Origin of the sequence: Abiotrophia defectiva ATCC 49176 (assembly GCF_000160075.2) — a bacterium.
Lineage (GTDB): Bacteria > Bacillota > Bacilli > Lactobacillales > Aerococcaceae > Abiotrophia > Abiotrophia defectiva.
Genome location: NZ_KI535340.1, coordinates 339,220 through 355,269, shown reverse-complemented (window position 1 = coordinate 355,269; position 16,050 = coordinate 339,220). Strand labels below are relative to the sequence as shown.

Below are 16,050 nucleotides of genomic sequence, written 5' to 3'. Positions count from 1 at the left end.
TTGATCTGTGTACTTATTCTGCCTTCTCAACGCGTTCCAAGACGGTCACAGACAGGCCTGGCATTTCGTAGTGACCATTAAGGTCGAAGACTTGGCCCTCTTCCAATGGTGCCGTATAATCAACGATTACCTTGCGGTAGAGACCATGTGGCAAATAGGTGATTGGCATGCGCCAATCATTAGCATTAATCATAATGAAATATGCAGAATTCTCATCCTCTAATTGGTAGGCAATGACGCCATCATGTAGCTGGTAAACAGCCAAGGAGTTGAGGATTTCATCGTAAGAGTTTTGGCGGAAGAGTGGTGAGCTCTTACGTAACTTGATTAAGCCGCGGACATAATCCACCGTCTCTTGATGTTCCGCTACTCGGTTCCAGTCAAATTGGTTGATTTCATCCGGTGCATTGTAGGTGTTCTCTATCAGTTTCTTGGTTCTTAAGAACTCTTGACCAGCATGAATGAAGGGAATCCCTTGCGCCAAGAGGACCAAACTGGTCGCCATTAAAGCCCGGCGAACACGAACTTCTTCAGAATCATAAGGATGAGTGCAACACAACTTGTCATAAAGGGTTAAGTCATCGTGGGCCTCAACATAGTGGACGACTTGGTCCGGACTAGCATAAGCCGAGTTAGGAATCCCTACTAAGAGGTTCTGAGCCACTAACTTTTCTAAATCAGGACGTCCATTGACATAGCCGCCTTCTTGCTGGTTGAAGTTACCACCTTTGAGGGCATTACGAATGGAATCGTTAAAGTGAGCCACTCCAGGCATACGGTAGGCATTGTGTTGGGCAGCCTTGTCTTCATAAGGCAACATGGTTCCCAGATTCCAACCCTCGCCTAAAACGATAATGGACGGATCAATTTCATTCAGGGCTTGACGTACGGCCAACATGGTTTCAACGTCATGAATCCCCATTAAGTCGAAGCGGAAGCCATCTAATTTGAATTCTCGTGTCCAGTAAAGGATGGAATCCAAGATATAGTGGCGCATCATATAGCGTTCAGAAGCGGTATCGTTGCCGACCCCCGTCCCATTAGACAAGTTACCTGCCTGGTCATAACGGAAGAAATAACCTGGTACAATCTTCTGGAAGGCTTGCAAGTCAAACTGATAAACGTGATTATAGACCACGTCCATAATGACGCGCATACCATTGTCGTGAAGGGTCTTAATGGTTTGCTTGAGTTCTAAAATCCGGCTAAGCGGATTATAAGGATCCGTCGCATAGGAGCCTTCTGGCACATTGTAGTTCTTAGGATCATAGCCCCAGTTGTAGGCTGTTGGTTTGGCTTCTGTCTCATCTACTGTCGCGTAATCATAAATTGGTAATAATTGCAAATGGGTAAAGCCCAGCGACTTAAGGTAGTCTAAGCCAGTGATTTGGCCATTAGAGGTATGAGTGCCTGCTTCGGCAAGCCCTAAGAACTTACCTTTGGCTGAAATGCCAGAATCTTCCGCTACTGAGAAGTCGCGGACATTGAGTTCGTAGATAATAGCATCGGTCGCCTTTCCAAAAGACGGCATACGGTCAAAGCCCTCCACTTGAGTGGCTGCTGGGTTGACCACTACACTGCGGTCACCATTAACCACTGCCGCAATGGCATACGGGTCTTGGCTACGTTTAAGGCCTAATGAACCATGGTCTAATAGATAAGTGTAGGCAGTTAAGTGCAAGTCCCCTAAAATCTCGATCACCCAAGTACCGCGTTCACCACGTCGCATGACGTGAGCACTAGCTAAGTTGCTATCTGGCTGGTTGGATTCATAAATTTCAACGGTCACACTCTTAGCCGTTGGTGCCCAAACGATAAAACGAGTTGATTGAGGTGTATAAAAGGCACCTAAAGGTCCGTCATAGGCAAATTCTTGATCAAAATCAACCGTTCTGACTGCTTTGGTAGCCAATCCCACCGCCTGATTTGGATTTAAATCTGTCACAATATTTCTCTCTCTTTCTATGTATACGTATTCTCACGCATAGTGTACCGCAAACGGTGCTCAGAAACAAGTCTTTAGCCTTACATTTTAGCTCATATCTGATGAGAAAACAACTAATCTTATGCGATTCTCATCTTACGACCCAAAGTCTCATCTAGCTGTCTATTTTATACATGCAGTATGATTGAAATACTGGTCTTGAAACGCTATAATACAAATGTAAAAAGCTAAGGGAGGAAGCAAATTATGGAAAATCTTTTGTGGTTATTTCCCGTCATTTTTATGCTACATGAGATGGAAGAAATCATTGGCTTTGGCCCATGGCTGGACAAAAATCAAGCGATTTTAGACAAATACCCTAGAATTGCAGCTGCCTATGAACACTTTTCCCCTTCAGGCTTTGCAGTGGCAGTCTTAGAGGAGTATCTAGTGGTGATTATCATCACCGGCGCTAGCCTGTATTTTGCTAACTATCTGGTCTGGTTGGGAGCCTTTATAGCCTTCAGCCTGCATCTCCTCATCCACCTGATCCAAAGCATCCTGATTAGAAAATATATTCCTGCCCTAGCTAGCAGTCTAGTGCTGCTTCCCCCCAGCATCTTGATTATCAAGCAAGTAATCGATCAAACGAACTATAGCCTCCTAAGCCTCCTAATCTGGACCTTGCTAGGGCTAATTTTCATGGTGGTGAACCTGGCTTTTGCCCATCAATTGATGCGGTTAGTGACGAAAAGCCTTAAATCTCAGAAAGCCTAGCCCCTCTATTTAAAACCATGTAAAAAGCTCGCACTTATCACAAGTGCGAGCTTTTTTATAGTAAGAGTTGATAGAGCCCATAAGTATGGCTAGTTCCCTGTAAGTCAGCCGCATAGTGCCGTGTCAGTGTATGCTGATGTATTAAGGCGCCAACGGCAGAAGCCCCTCTGGCTTGAGCTTGCTTAAAAATTGGGTAGCTCAGTGCTGACCCCAAACCCAAATACTGCGGATCTACTCCTAGGTAGAGTATGATGTAGCGTTTGGCTCGATGCTTAATCCAAAGCAATTTGGCTAAAGTAAATAAATTTAACTTTTGATAAACCAAGGCTCCATAGTCTGGCATGGTAATCAAAAAACCCACTAACTTATCCTCCTGATAGGCTAACTTAACCATAGAAAAATCCAGAATATAACGATACTTCTCGAAGATGGCACTAAATTGTGCCCCTTGCAAGGAACGGTAAATAGGAAAATCTCGGTAAAGTCGATTCAAGAGTTCAAAGACTTGTAAGGACACCTTAGACCAATCCGACTTGTGGGGGGATCGAATGTCAATCCCTGCTGCTAGGGCAGCCTCATAACGCTTAGCCAGTTTGGCTTCCTGGGTAGTGGGACTTACCTTAGGATAGAAATTAGACAGGTAGCTTTCGGTTAGTTTGAATCCCGCTTCCTCCCAGAGCTTGGGGTAATAAGCCGGCTGATGGGGCTCGCCAGTAAAAGGCAAGTCCCCATGGCCAGAGAGCTGCATGCGATAGCCTAACCAAAAACTAGTCTGAACGGGCCCAATGAGTTTTTCAGCCCCTAGGTCGCGGGCCTGATCAGCTATGTAGGCTATAAACTGCTTGGCCATGTCCACATCATCTAAGGACTCAAAATAGCCTAAGAAGCAAGTGCCATCGACTGGATAATAAGTCAGCAAGCCTCGAATCTGAACTTGCTGGTCATGGTAACCGACAAAGGCTCTCACTTCTATTTCCGGGCTAAGTGGATGGGTCCCACTAATCAGACTTACTTCCTCTTCAGGTGACTGCATTAAGTGCCCCTTGGCATATAGTTTCTGCGGCAAAGCTAGAAAGTCGACTAGCTCCGGCGAATGAGGCTGCACTGCTTTAATGGTTAGCATGGTCCGCCTCCTCTAAGAGGGTCACTTGACCGCTTAAGCCATCCATTTCAATCCAATCCCCACTTTTCAGCAATTGAGTAGCACCCCGCACATTCACAACTGATGGAATGCCTAGCTCACGCGAAATAATGGCTGTATGAGACAGGAGGGATCCCTGCTCAGCGATGACCCCTTGGGCTTGAGTTAAGAGATAGACCCAACCTGGATCCGTCATTCTGGTCACCATAATCTTACCCTGAGCAGATTCAATGGCTTGAACATCGTCCACTACTAGCACTTGGCCCTTAACTCGACCAGGCGAGCAACCAATCCCTTGAAGGTGTTCTGCCCGACTTAATTGGCTACGTGCCTGCCCTGAAAATCGCACATACTTCTCAAATACTTGACCCAAGAAGACATAGCGACTGAAGTTAGGTAAGGTCTTGTCACCCGCTAGCTTAGCACGTCTTTCTGCAATCAGGTCCGATACTGAGTGTGGCTGTCTGGCCAGTTCAAAGATTTCTTCCTTGGTCAGATAGAAGATGTCTTCTTCCGTCTCTAAATAGCCTTGCTTGGCAAGTTGCGCCCCAATGGCTCGAAAAATCATCCGCATCATCCCATAAATCCGAGTCCGATTTAGTCTTGAGCTTTCTCGGTACTTAACGCCAGTCATAGCGCGACGGCGTAAAAAGCCCGTCCACCAACTCCTTGGTTGATTGCTTGCGACACTTGAGGCTTTTAGGTCAGGAGCTTCTTGCTGGCACATTTGAACCAGCAAGGATAAGAGTCCTTGTGGGTGGGTACGGAAGGTCGGTGTTTCTAGTTTCAGTTCTTCGGGTGCCCGGTCACCAAATTCTTGGATAAAACCCAGGATCTTGGCTACTAAGGGATCTTGTCGACTTAAAAAGTCTGCTGCATCTTCATTTTCTATTGCCTGACGAAGAACGTGGTTCTTGGGATCTTTGAGCTCCTCAACTAAGTCCTGAAGGGCTAGAGCCGGCCGCATACTTTCAATCTGTTCAATACCGGCGATTTCTGCCTGAACATCTTGTCCATGACGCGACTTTTTCAATAATCCCGTATAGACAAAGGCATAAAGATCATTAATCAAGGTAATGTCCCAATGTGCTAGAATCTCATCCTTAAGCTGTTCAACTAGCGCTGTCAGCTGCTCTAAATCCGCATCTGGTGAGAAACGCTCTTGAAAGACTGCTTGAATACGGATGAATTCCTGTTCTAGCTGGGCCATTTGCTTAGGCGCAGTGAAAAACTCACGCACGATTCGGCCCATAATCTTAAGTCGCTTCCAAGGCGAAAGATGGATTGGCATGGCCGGTACTTCCGTCTCCCTCACGCCCAGCATATCCTGCCAGATAGGAATAATCTTTTTAGAGAAGGGCAACAATTGCAGAAGCTGGTACCAACTTTGAATTTGATAGTAGACTCGACTATTGACTGGACAGAGCATATTCTGGAAGGTTGGCTCATAGGCAGCCAATTCAGCTGCCCCCTTCCCCACCAATCTTTGAGCCAAGCCACGGAATATACTTGCATAGGCTTCTTGAATAAAACTGATTGTTAAGGGTGTAGAGAGACCTGGATAGCTCTCAACAATATTACTATTATCCAGAATGATTTGCTTGCCTTGTGGCAAAGTAGTAATAGGCCGAGCTTGTAAGATGTAGAGCCGGTCTCCTTGGAAGGTAAATTCCAAATCCAGATAGGGGCCAAAAAGCGCCACGGCTTGCTGGGCTAAGGATTCTAATTCCCCTAATTGACTAGTTGTTAAACTTGGGGCGCCTGGCTCTTGTTCAGTATAGGATAGCTGATCTGCCGGATGATAGGTCACCATGCTAGTAGGAACCTTATCTTCTACAATTTGATCCCCCAAGCCCTGTCCCACAACCACAATGTGTTCATTAAGAATTCCCTTAGGGTTGGCTGTAAAATAAACACCTGATAAATCCCCCTTAATCATGACTTGAACCAGACAGTTCATCTGAGCTTCTGGCAGGCTAATCCCTTGCTTGAAGAGATAGGCCAGAGTGGATACCTGATAGAGGGACAAGAAAGTATGCTCTAGAGACTGGGGTAAGTGGTCGATTGGAACATCTAGCTGGCTTTCAAATTGCCCCGCAAAGGACGAGACGGCACCGTCTTCAATGCTAGCAGACGAACGAACTGCCAAACGCACCTGACCAGATGGAAAAGTTTGCTTGGCCCAGCTCAGCACAGGACTTAAATCTTCCTTAGCAAAAGTCTCTTTGGCCCAAGTCAATAGTTCTTGACTTAGCTGCTCTAAACTCAGGTCACCCGCCTGATAGGCAGCTTCCTGACTAGCCAGAAAATCCATACTGTCCACTCGATCAAAACAGTCAAAGGCAAAGACCGCAAAACTAGGTACTGGTAGCCCCGCTTTGGTCATTTCCATGAGGTGGTAGGCTTTCCCCCCCACTTTCTGGAGATCATAGACTTGTTTCATTAGAAGACTCCCATCAAGAGGTAGACAGCTACTGAGACGACCATGGTAGTCTCAGTAATATAGGTATAACGTTCAACTCTTTCCCGAATATTGAAGAGGGTTGGGTCCTTAATGAACTGCTCAAACTGAACCGTCATCCAGATAACATTAAGCACCAAGACTACGACCCCTACATGGGAAATATTCCAGAGCAGAAGAAAGTTGGTCATAATATCTAGAATAGTGACTATTTCGATAAAACGGGTAGCCTTCTTATAACCGAAGAGCTTGGAATAAGTCACATATTCTGTCTCATCTTTTGGTGCTCGAATCTTACGACAGACTTCCCAAATCAAGCTTGGGAAGTACATGGTGAAGGCCAAGAGAATAGTCGGAACTGACAATAGGGGCAGATTGTACTTATAGCATACGAAGGATATAGTATAGAGATTCAGAATCATCATGACCGGATTATGGGTCACCAAGGCTAAAGGCAATGAATTTTGAATTTTATCTCGCTTAAAGAACCAGAAAGACATCAAGGTTCCGTAGATATAGAGGAAGAGGAACCAAAAGATATTATTCATGAAGAAGATATTTAAGGCAACAGAGACCGTGACGATAAAAGCTAAGGCGATAGCTAAATCCTTCTTCTTGACCCGTCCTGACGGTAAAGCTCGATGGGGGAAGAGTCGTTGATCGGTCTCATAGTCCTTGAAGTCATCTGCAATACGTAAAATCATTAAGAATACAAAAATGGTGAAAATCCCAATCAATTCTTGATGGTTGAAATTAAAGCTTGTCACCCCGTCATTTAACAAGAGGACAAAATAAATCTCGAAAAACATAATGGCTGCCACAATAAAACGCGACCCCAGCGGAAACATTTCCTTATAATAAATCGCTAAACGTTTAAACATGTTTAACACCTATCCTTTCACCCATTCTGACCTGGCTTTCGATACCTAAGTCTGAGTAATATCTAATATCTTGGTCCAGCTCAATACGATTGGCTGGATATAATACAACAATAGTGGATCCACCTAAGCCAAAGTAGCCCTTCTCCTGGCCTCTGACTAGGTAAGTTTGATGATGGTTAAAAATTCGACCGACTAGCAGCGCACCAATTTCCATCTGAAGAACTGGCCCCTCTTCCGTCTCAATTAGACAGTAATGCCGGCTATTTTCACGATAAATCAGGCGCTGGGCTTGGGCAACTTCCCTTACACTATGTAACTTGCCCTTGATGCTTTTTTGATGGGTAATCACTCCAGATTCAATGGCTAAATAGCGATGCAAGTCTTCGACCCCTAGACGGAATACTAAGGCTAGCCCACCCTGGAAGGCCTGCGCTAGTTGGGCATCTTCCAATAATTCCGCCAAATTATAGGTTTGCCCCTTTAAGACCAAACTTAAGTCTTCATGAATATCAAAAACTTGTAATTTGGCGTCGGCTACGGCCAAGACTTGCCCTTCTGGACAGACTGGGCGTAAGTCTGGCTGAATTTTTCTTTGGAAAAAGGCTGCAAAGTGGGGATAGGTCCCCTCTTGGTAGTCAGCCAGAGACAGATCATAGGTCTCTAGGAACTTTCTTACCTTAGCTTTTGACCAGGGCAAGTAATCGCTCAGGGTCAGCAAATAGGAGATGCTAGGACGTGTCAACAGAGGAAGGAGCCATCGTCCCCATCTAGTCAGGTAGAGGCGATTAACCAAGCCTTCTTGATAGACCTCAGGCTCTATGACCTGACCACTTTGACGCTGGTAGACCTTAACCATAAGGCAAGACCCAAAGCCCGATTAGACTAAGAATCGCTAATAGGGCGAAAGCCAGATAAGCCTTCTTGTTAGGCTTAGGAACGGGCTGGTTCCAGACGAATAGGCCGCTTAAGAGAAAGGCTATTCCCAACCAAAGCCAAGTATAGAGTCCTGGCGCCAACCATTGACCTAACAGATAGCTTAAGGGAAAGCACAAGGCGCCATAAGTGACGGGAACCCCGACAAAATATTGCCCGCTCCCCTCATCATGCTTGGCCAAGCGATTAAAGTGCCCCAAGCGCGTCACAGCTGCTAGCACATAGATAATAGCAGGCAAAAGATTGGCAGGTCCAAGAGCTAGCTGAGACATGAGGAGGAAAGCCGGCAAGGCAGCAAAACTAATCATGTCGCAGAGTGAATCAATTTCAATGCCAAAACGTTCCTGTTCAGGTGTCCGTGGTAAGCTTCTAGCCACTACACCGTCGAAGAGATCACAAATTCCACTAAGGATAAAGGCCATCATGGCTAGCCGGACCTGCCCTCGTAACGTGCAATAGATCGCTACTAAGGCAAAGGCTGCTCCCAAATAAGTGAGTATGACCGATTTATCATATTCTCCAATCAAATAGTTTTTAATCTTCATGTAGATGAATCTTTCCTTTCTCTGCATCTAGCGTGACTAGCATGCCTGTTTTGAGCCTCTTGGTTGCTTCTTGGACACAAACCAGAGCCGGAATACCACATTCACGGGCCACAATCGAGGCATGACAGAGTACCCCACCCGTCTCCGTAATCAGGCCTCCCAAGATGCCAAAGACATAGCTCCAACCCGTATCGGTATAAGCTGTCACCAAAATCTCACCCGGTTGAATGCTAGCTATATCTGCCAAGTCTAAAATCAGGCGCACTCGCCCCGTGACCTGACCACTGCTAGCAGGCATGCCACTCAAGTAAGCTTCCCGGCTGCCTTGTGGGAGCGGTTGGAAATTACCTTCTGTTAAGTCTCCTAGCGCCTGACATTTATCATAGGACTGGCAATAATGGCAATCCTGGTTGACTAGTTGCTGTAGGTCAATACTTCTATCTTTGTCATTCATGAAGGCTAAGAGATCCCATTTGGTTAGATAGAAGATATCTTCCACTTGCTCTAGGTAGCCTTGTTTAAGATAGGCTCGACCCAAAGCCAGGCTGACTTGCCGAATCAGGTGGTAGGCATGAGTTGAGCAATCCTTAAACTCCTCTCGCCACCACAATAAGTGACGTAAAGAGTTCGCAATCTTCTTAATCTTGCGGCTTTGACATCCTGTCAAGCCACTAGGTAGCCCTTGATTCTTGTGCTGTCTGACCAGAGACTTTTGCGCCTTATCATAATAGGCATTATCGATCACTAGGCGTTGGATTAGCGCTATAATTTGTTCAGGTTCTTCCATGTAACTTGGCTCCCTCAAGTCCAGTTCCCGCCTTGAATGATGACCAAACTTAACCATAAAATCAGCCAAGGCCTTAAAATCGTCTCTATGCCCTTCTTGCTGAGCAAGTTCTACTAAGCCTGACACTGTTTGCTGCGCCCAATCTTCTTTTATCAGCGGCCGATTTCGAATCATACTAGCTAAGGCTAGCATTTCTTCTAAAGGCTGGGTATGGGAAATATTACCTAGGTCTGCAATCAATTGAAAGAACTGGTCTTGGCTTAACCATCTTAGTAGCCGTGTCTTTTGCATGGAGAGCTGGACCGTATTGATGTAGGCTTGCCAGAAGTAAGTCTGCTCCGTTTTTCTGTAGCAGTCTAAGATGACTTGACGCCAGAGGGTCTCAACTTGTTCCAAGGGCGTTTCGTAACTTAGGCTTGCAATCTCGGACTCTAGCTGCTTAAAGTTGTCCTGTAAATTAGTTAAGTTTTCAGGGGCTGCTTTCATGAACTTTTTGGTAAGGCTTTGTGTCTTCCAAGCCACCTTGATGAAGCGTGTCAGAAGACTCAAACTTAACTGACTTCGGTATCCTCTACCCTCGTAATCCTTATTAACCCCTAGCTCATCATCGAAATCCCGTTCAATGTAACCAGGAATTTGCTGCATGGCTGCTTTGACTACCCCTAAATTCCAGTAGGGACGAGCATGATGCCGGCGCATCAAGTCCGGCATAGGACCACTAGGGGCTAAGTCAATGGCCTCCAAGAAGCTCGACAAGGACTCTTGCCAAGCATCAAAGTAGAGACTCCACATGAGATTAGGGCAGGATTGGGCTGCCACACCGCCATCGCGAAAATTAGCTGTCGTCCAACGCCCTTGGCTGACTCGAGTAGGCAGCGTCGTCATAGGGCGAGCCTGAACTAGATAGACTTGGTCACCGCAGGCACACCACTCGACATCCATAGGGCGACCAAAGTGGGCGCTAATAAGCATGGCTTGCTCATGAAGTCTGGCCAGTAGGGCTTGAGATAGACCACTGGCTACAACTAGCTTCAAATCCGGCTCATACCAGGCTAAGCTTAATCGTTCCGGATTCACGCGACCACTGACTAACTGCTCTCCCGCTCCCGCTACATACTCAATCAGCATCTCTTGGTCTTGATTGGATTCAGGGTTCAAGGTGAAGTAGACCCCACTATAATCAGCCTGACATTGCTCCTGGATTAAAATGGCTAAGCCAAAGTCCTGCCAGGATTTCTCTTGCCGATGCCAATAAGCAAGGGCTTGAGGTTTAAGTAATGACAAGATGCAAGCTTTAATCCCAGCTACAATTGATGACATGGTCTGGCAATCTGCTATCGAGTCATATTGACCGGCAAAAGAAGTTGTCGCCTGGTCCTCCAAGAGGGCACTACTGCGAACAATATAGGTCTTACCGTCCTCTATAAAATTCTCCAGAGCTGCCTCCCATTTAGCAGGCAGATTCTGACTTTCTAACTGGTCTTGCACCACTTTTCGATCTAACTTGAGCCACTTGTCCCAATCTAGTCTTGGGCTTGCTAATTCCGGCCAGCAATCAGCTAGCCAGGTCATAACTTGCTCGGCTGATAGAATAAGTCCATTTGGCACTGGGAGATTAAGCTGCCTCAAACTCAAAAGATGATTAATTTTCCCCCCATAGCTTGGGGTCTGTTTGGCTTGATAGAGTGTATCCATCTTATTACTCCTATAATCGATTTTGTCTTAATTTCGCTAGATATAGTAGACGATTAACCCCTAAGTGGGTCAATGTCCCTACTAGCAATAGGCCAATGATTTGTGCCCAATTTAAGGAAATATAAAGGTGCAAGACCAAGAGAATCCCGATTAAGGAATCAATCTGATCCAGCAAAATAAAAGGATACTTCCAAGCATCCTTAGCGGTCTTACCTGGCGAAATATCTAGGCGACGCTTGAGATAAGAATTTGGCAATTCAAAAACCACATAGGCCAAACCCAAGAGAATACCCAGCGGAAAGTTAGTTGCTAGCTTATTCGGATAGTGAGCATAAATCAAATGGAGTTTTTCTAAATCCGGCTGACGCGCCAGAAAATAGGACCAAACTAATTGAGCAAGTAAGCCCCAGACTACCATCCCCCAGAAACCCTTCCAGGTCTTATTGGCTCCAAAAAGACGACGACCGTCCCCTAGTAGGCGCCCAGCATCAATGGGTTGATTGACTGAGTCTAATAGGGAAGATTTACAAAATATCATATTGGCGATACCTGCCAATATGACTGGCATAAGGGTCAGATAAAGGGAGAGAATCATGGACATGCTGCGTCATTCCTTTGAACTAATATAAGAACCAAACTGGCTACATGAAAAGTAGCGAGTCGTCCGTCTCCTTGAGGAGGGGATATAATGAGCGATATACAAAAAGAAGCTAGGTCCCCCCAGCCTCCGCAATCGCTACTTAGACCTCGTCCCCCTTGGAAGAGCCAGCAAGCTAGTCTGAGCTGACTAAGTCTTGGCTTGCAAATCTTCATACAAAATAAGGGAGGGTCTGACTTATTATTTCTATAGTATACCATCAACTCTATAATGAAAACAATATAAAACCCATATTCCTTACCGTGCTTATTCGCTAGATATCCTATATTATAGGGATTTAAAGCTAATTACTTTGATAATTTAGATTGGTATTTCAATATATCGAGAGCTGTAAAATCACTTTACTTATTAGCTAGCATAATTTCTAACTTAGTAGGCTTAGCCCCTGGCCTTCACCCACAAAAAGAGGCTAGATAGTCTAGCCTCTCTGGTCTTTGATTTACTTAGTTTGTGACTTTTACGGGCGGAAATTTCACCTCAAAACGAGCCCCTGCCCCCAGCTGACTCTTAAGGCTTAGCTGGGCTCCATGCTGGTCGGCAATGGCTTTGACCAAGGCAAGGCCGAGACCGGCGCCACTTGAGGCCGACTTAGTACGGGCACGATCCACCTGATAGAATCGTTGCCAAATGTGCGCCTGTTCTGCCTCTGCAATGCCTGGGCCATCGTCTGTAATCGACAGGATTACCCCATCTACCTGATTAGCCGTCAAGCTAAGCGTGACCTGACTTTGAGCGAACTTAAGGGCATTGCTAAGCAGATTATCCACCAGTCGGCCTAAGAGGACTTCATCAGCCTCAACCTGCAAGTTAGGCGCAAGGTCATAGGCAAGCTCTTTGCCTGCTGCTTGAGCTAAGGTCTGATCATCTTCCTGGCGCTTAGCCAAGTAATCGCTGAGATTAAGTGGCTTCAAAGCTAAACTGTCCTGGCCTTCTAGCTTGGATAATTCTAAAATCTGGTTAATTAAATCCTTCATACGGAGCGCCTGTCGTTGGATAGTGGCATGCGATTCCTGAGCTTCGGCCAAAGAATCCGCATAGCGCAGGCCGTACTCACTCTCTGATAGGATGACGGTGACGGGTGTCCTTAAATCATGAGAGACATCATGGCTGAATTGCTTCTCACGCTCGAAGGAAGTTTCCACTGTCTCCAGCATGCCATTCATGGTCTGGGCCAAGAAATAGAGTTCATCTTGGGGCCCTTTTAGGGGGATTCTTTGGGACAAATCCCCACTGGTCTGAATCGCATGAGCTGTTTGGTCCAACAACTTGATGGGTTTTAGGGCCCGCTTTAACACCCAGTAGCCCCCTAGCACCATTAGGACCAGCAGGACTGGCCCGGCTATTGCCAAGACTCTGAGCAGATTGTTGAGTTCCCGGCTAGACGCACTGAGGGCAATGACCCCACGCACCCATCCCTGGCCATTCTCTAGTGGCAGGTCATAGTAGAGAAAGGACTGGTCCCCCTCCTGATAGCTCAATACTGTCCCCCCATTCTGGGGCAAGTCCCACTTAAAGAAGCCGGGCAAGTGCTGGCGACTGACATTCTGCTGATCATAATAGGCCAGAGTAACCCCTTGCTCAAAGGAATGGCGATCCATTTCATGCGGGCCGCCCTCCTGATCCTGTGGTGAGTCAGCGTGGTGGCTGGCCATTTGGACCACCTCGACTAAGCTTTCCTTGCGATCGGCATCCACAAAGCGGGCTGAAATCCATAGGGTGGCCCCAAACATGGCCAAGAGCATGATGACCATAAAGCCCGTATACCAAATAGTCACACGACTGGCAATGCTAGTCAGAAATTGCTTGAAGCGATGGCACCACATAGCCTAACCCCCGTTTGGTTTGAATCAGTGAGGGTTGCCCCTCGCTATCGAGTTTACGTCGAATATTTTTGATGAGGACATCAATGGTGTTGGACTCTGCTTCTTGCTCATAATCCCAGACATGATGACGAATCTGCTCACGCGACAGTACTTGGTTCTGGTTGCGGACCAAGTACTCCAAGACCTCGTATTCCTTGGCCGTTAAATTAACGGCCTGGCCATCCTTGAGGACACGTTTCTGGGAAAGAATTAGACGAATAGGCCCAATTTCCACCTGATCACTTAGGATATGACGCAGAGGCCGACGGAGCAGGACCCGCAAGCGAGCTAGTAGCTCCTCGAATTCAAAGGGCTTGACCATATAATCATCTGCGCCCAAATCCAGGCCCCGAATCTTATCCGTAACAGCATCCCGGGCTGTTAACAAGAGAACAGGCACTGGGTTTTCTTGCAATCTGATGCGCTCCAGAAATTCAAAGCCATCCATGTGAGGCATCATGATATCTAATATTATGAGGTCGTAACTACCTACCGCCAAAAAATCTAGGGCTTCTTGCCCATCAAAAGCAGAATCCACGCTATATTGTTGCTTCTTTAGCAACTTAGTTAGACTGGCATTCAAGTCACGTTCGTCTTCCACTAGCAGTAATTTCATATGATCACCTCTTCTCATCAAATTGCATTGTATCAACATTTCTACTCAAAGGCAAATCAGGGCACCCAAAGGCACCCTGATGTGGGGGAATGGCAGGCTCTACAAGTGGCAGCTTGTCTGAGAATGCCACCTGCCTGCTTACTGGCTACCTATTGTGACACGACAGTAGCCAGTAAGCAATCAGTAGCTTAGCCATCCTAACTTAGTTAAGTCGACTAACGCTTGTTGGATTCAGCTGGTGCCTCTTGACCTTGTGGGCCACCTTCTTGCTTATCATGTCCTTGACCAGGGCCTGCTTGATTTTGGTTAGGCCCTTGATGCTGACCACGGTCGCCCTCTTGGCCAGGACCTTGCCCTTGACCTGCTTGATGGTCAGCTGGCCCATGATGGCCCTTTTCTTGATCTTCATCTTCTGTTACAGCTGCCGTTTCACCATCAACGGTCACTTGTTTGAAAGTTTGGTTGCTTTCCAAGGTGACGGTGTAAGCAGCTGCCTTATCTTGTTCATGACTTGGCTCAAGTTCAATGCCATAGACCTTGGCATCCGCATACTTGGCTAAGACAGCGTCTAAAGCCGCTTGCGCACTAACGCTTGGCGCCTTAAATTCTGGCTTAGCGTCATGACCTTGAGCCTGAGCGCCATCTTGACCTGGGGCAGGTTGTTGGCCTTGATCTGGCCCTTGATTTTGATTTGGCGCCTGACCTTGAGCGGGAGCTTGGTCTTGTCCTGAACCTTTATCTGGGCCTTTGTCTTGGCCTTGCCCCGGACCTTGATTCTTGCCAGACCCATGGTCATGATCTTCACCTTGGCCTTGGCGGTCGTGACCATGACCTTGTTCCTGATTCGGCTCTTCTTCTGTCACTTTACCTGACTGAGCATCTACAAAGACAAAACGAAAGTCCTTATCTGCCTTGACGACAACGGAATAGGCAGGTTGATCATCTTGGTCATACAAGCTAGCGCCTAAGACTTGGCCATTAGGCACTTGACTCGCAGCCTTTTCTAAAGCTTGCTTCATAGTGACATTAATTTGAACATTCTGAGTGGACTGCCCTTCTTTCTTTTCTTTACCTTGACCATGTCCACCAGGACCTTGCTCATGTCCTTCATGTCCTTGATGATGGCCACCCGGGCCGCGATCGTGGCCTTGGCAATGGTCGCCAGCTTGCTGTCTCGGCCCTTCTTGGCCCTTATCAGGGCCTGCCTGATAGGTCTTAGACTGGGAGGCTTGATTGGACTGGCCAGCCTCACCTGCAAAGACGCTTAGTGTCGGTAAGACTGCACTAGTTGCCAGGGATGCGGCTAATGCACCGCTTAAGAGTAGATGTTTTGATACTTTCATGTTAATCGCTCCTTTAGCTTCTATAATCTTCAGATAAGTAGGGGTTGCTTACCTGATATCCTTAGTCTAAGGGCGAAAAATGAATGAAAGATGAACGGATTAAAGAGGCCAAAAATTTTTTTCTACTATCTACATAAAAAAAGCATCCCCTAAGGGACGCTTAAAACTTTCACCCAGCATGGCAACGACCTACTCTCACAGGACCAAAGGTCCAACTACCATCGGCGCTAAGAAGCTTAACTACTGTGTTCGGAATGGGAACAGGTGTGTCCTTCTTGCCATAATCACCACACTTGGGTGTTGTCTTCTATTGAGTGCTTGCACACTCAAAACTGAATAACCTCAAACCTAACCTCAAATCTTGTGGTTAAGACCTCGACCGATTAGTACTAGTCCGCTCCATGGATCACTCCACTTCCACTTCTAG

12 protein-coding genes and 1 rRNA gene are annotated in these 16,050 nt (G+C 46.6%); 1 reads left to right on the top strand and 12 read right to left on the bottom strand.

All coding sequences use genetic code 11. The annotated features are described in order from the left end of the window. Positions 1–13: 13 nt before the first annotated feature. Positions 14–1,945, bottom strand: a complete 1,932-nt coding sequence (gene pulA / locus GCWU000182_RS01605) for a type I pullulanase (protein ID WP_023390986.1) — start codon at positions 1,943–1,945, stop codon at positions 14–16. Positions 1,946–2,191: 246 nt separating this feature from the next. Here pulA and GCWU000182_RS01600 point away from each other — a divergent pair, with 246 nt between their 5' ends. Continuing rightward, entirely contained in the window at positions 2,192–2,701 is a 510-nt protein-coding gene (locus tag GCWU000182_RS01600; protein ID WP_023390985.1) for an HXXEE domain-containing protein, read from the top strand. A 55-nt stretch (positions 2,702–2,756) separates the two neighbouring features. Here the strand turns inward: GCWU000182_RS01600 and GCWU000182_RS01595 are convergent, their stop codons facing one another. From GCWU000182_RS01595 to rrf, 11 genes are all read right to left on the bottom strand, one after another. Continuing rightward, positions 2,757–3,824, bottom strand: a complete 1,068-nt coding sequence (locus tag GCWU000182_RS01595) for a hypothetical protein (protein ID WP_023390984.1) — start codon at positions 3,822–3,824, stop codon at positions 2,757–2,759. Further along, on the bottom strand, positions 3,811–6,285 hold the full coding sequence (locus GCWU000182_RS01590; protein ID WP_023390983.1) for a phosphoenolpyruvate synthase: 2,475 nt from the start codon (positions 6,283–6,285) through the stop codon (positions 3,811–3,813). The genes GCWU000182_RS01595 and GCWU000182_RS01590 overlap by 14 nt, the downstream gene beginning before the upstream one ends. Next, on the bottom strand, positions 6,285–7,184 hold the full coding sequence (locus tag GCWU000182_RS01585) for a UbiA family prenyltransferase (protein WP_023390982.1): 900 nt from the start codon (positions 7,182–7,184) through the stop codon (positions 6,285–6,287). Before GCWU000182_RS01585 ends, GCWU000182_RS01590 begins: the two co-directional genes overlap by 1 nt. Beyond that, entirely contained in the window at positions 7,177–8,040 is an 864-nt protein-coding gene (locus GCWU000182_RS01580) for a phosphatidylserine decarboxylase (protein ID WP_023390981.1), read from the bottom strand. The genes GCWU000182_RS01585 and GCWU000182_RS01580 overlap by 8 nt, the downstream gene beginning before the upstream one ends. Next, on the bottom strand, positions 8,033–8,662 hold the full coding sequence (locus GCWU000182_RS01575) for a CDP-alcohol phosphatidyltransferase family protein (RefSeq protein ID WP_023390980.1): 630 nt from the start codon (positions 8,660–8,662) through the stop codon (positions 8,033–8,035). The genes GCWU000182_RS01580 and GCWU000182_RS01575 overlap by 8 nt, the downstream gene beginning before the upstream one ends. After that, positions 8,652–11,144 carry a PEP/pyruvate-binding domain-containing protein gene (locus GCWU000182_RS01570; RefSeq protein ID WP_023390979.1) on the bottom strand — a complete coding sequence of 831 codons (2,493 nt, stop codon included), beginning with the start codon at positions 11,142–11,144 and terminating at the stop codon, positions 8,652–8,654. Before GCWU000182_RS01570 ends, GCWU000182_RS01575 begins: the two co-directional genes overlap by 11 nt. A gap of 10 nt (positions 11,145–11,154) precedes the next feature. Further along, a complete protein-coding gene (locus GCWU000182_RS01565; protein ID WP_023390978.1) occupies positions 11,155–11,745 on the bottom strand; it encodes a CDP-archaeol synthase in 591 nt (196 codons plus the stop codon). 500 nt (positions 11,746–12,245) lie between these two features. Continuing rightward, positions 12,246–13,625, bottom strand: coding sequence for a sensor histidine kinase (locus GCWU000182_RS01560; RefSeq protein WP_035363890.1), 1,380 nt, complete (start codon positions 13,623–13,625; stop codon positions 12,246–12,248). Then, positions 13,591–14,280 (bottom strand): response regulator transcription factor, encoded by a 690-nt coding sequence (locus GCWU000182_RS01555; RefSeq protein WP_035363888.1) that lies wholly within the window; start codon positions 14,278–14,280, stop codon positions 13,591–13,593. The genes GCWU000182_RS01560 and GCWU000182_RS01555 overlap by 35 nt, the downstream gene beginning before the upstream one ends. A gap of 215 nt (positions 14,281–14,495) precedes the next feature. Beyond that, a complete protein-coding gene (locus GCWU000182_RS01550; RefSeq protein ID WP_023390975.1) occupies positions 14,496–15,623 on the bottom strand; it encodes a PepSY domain-containing protein in 1,128 nt (375 codons plus the stop codon). Positions 15,624–15,799: 176 nt separating this feature from the next. Next, positions 15,800–15,915 (bottom strand): 5S ribosomal RNA (gene rrf, locus GCWU000182_RS01545). Between the last annotated feature and the right edge of the window lie 135 nt (positions 15,916–16,050).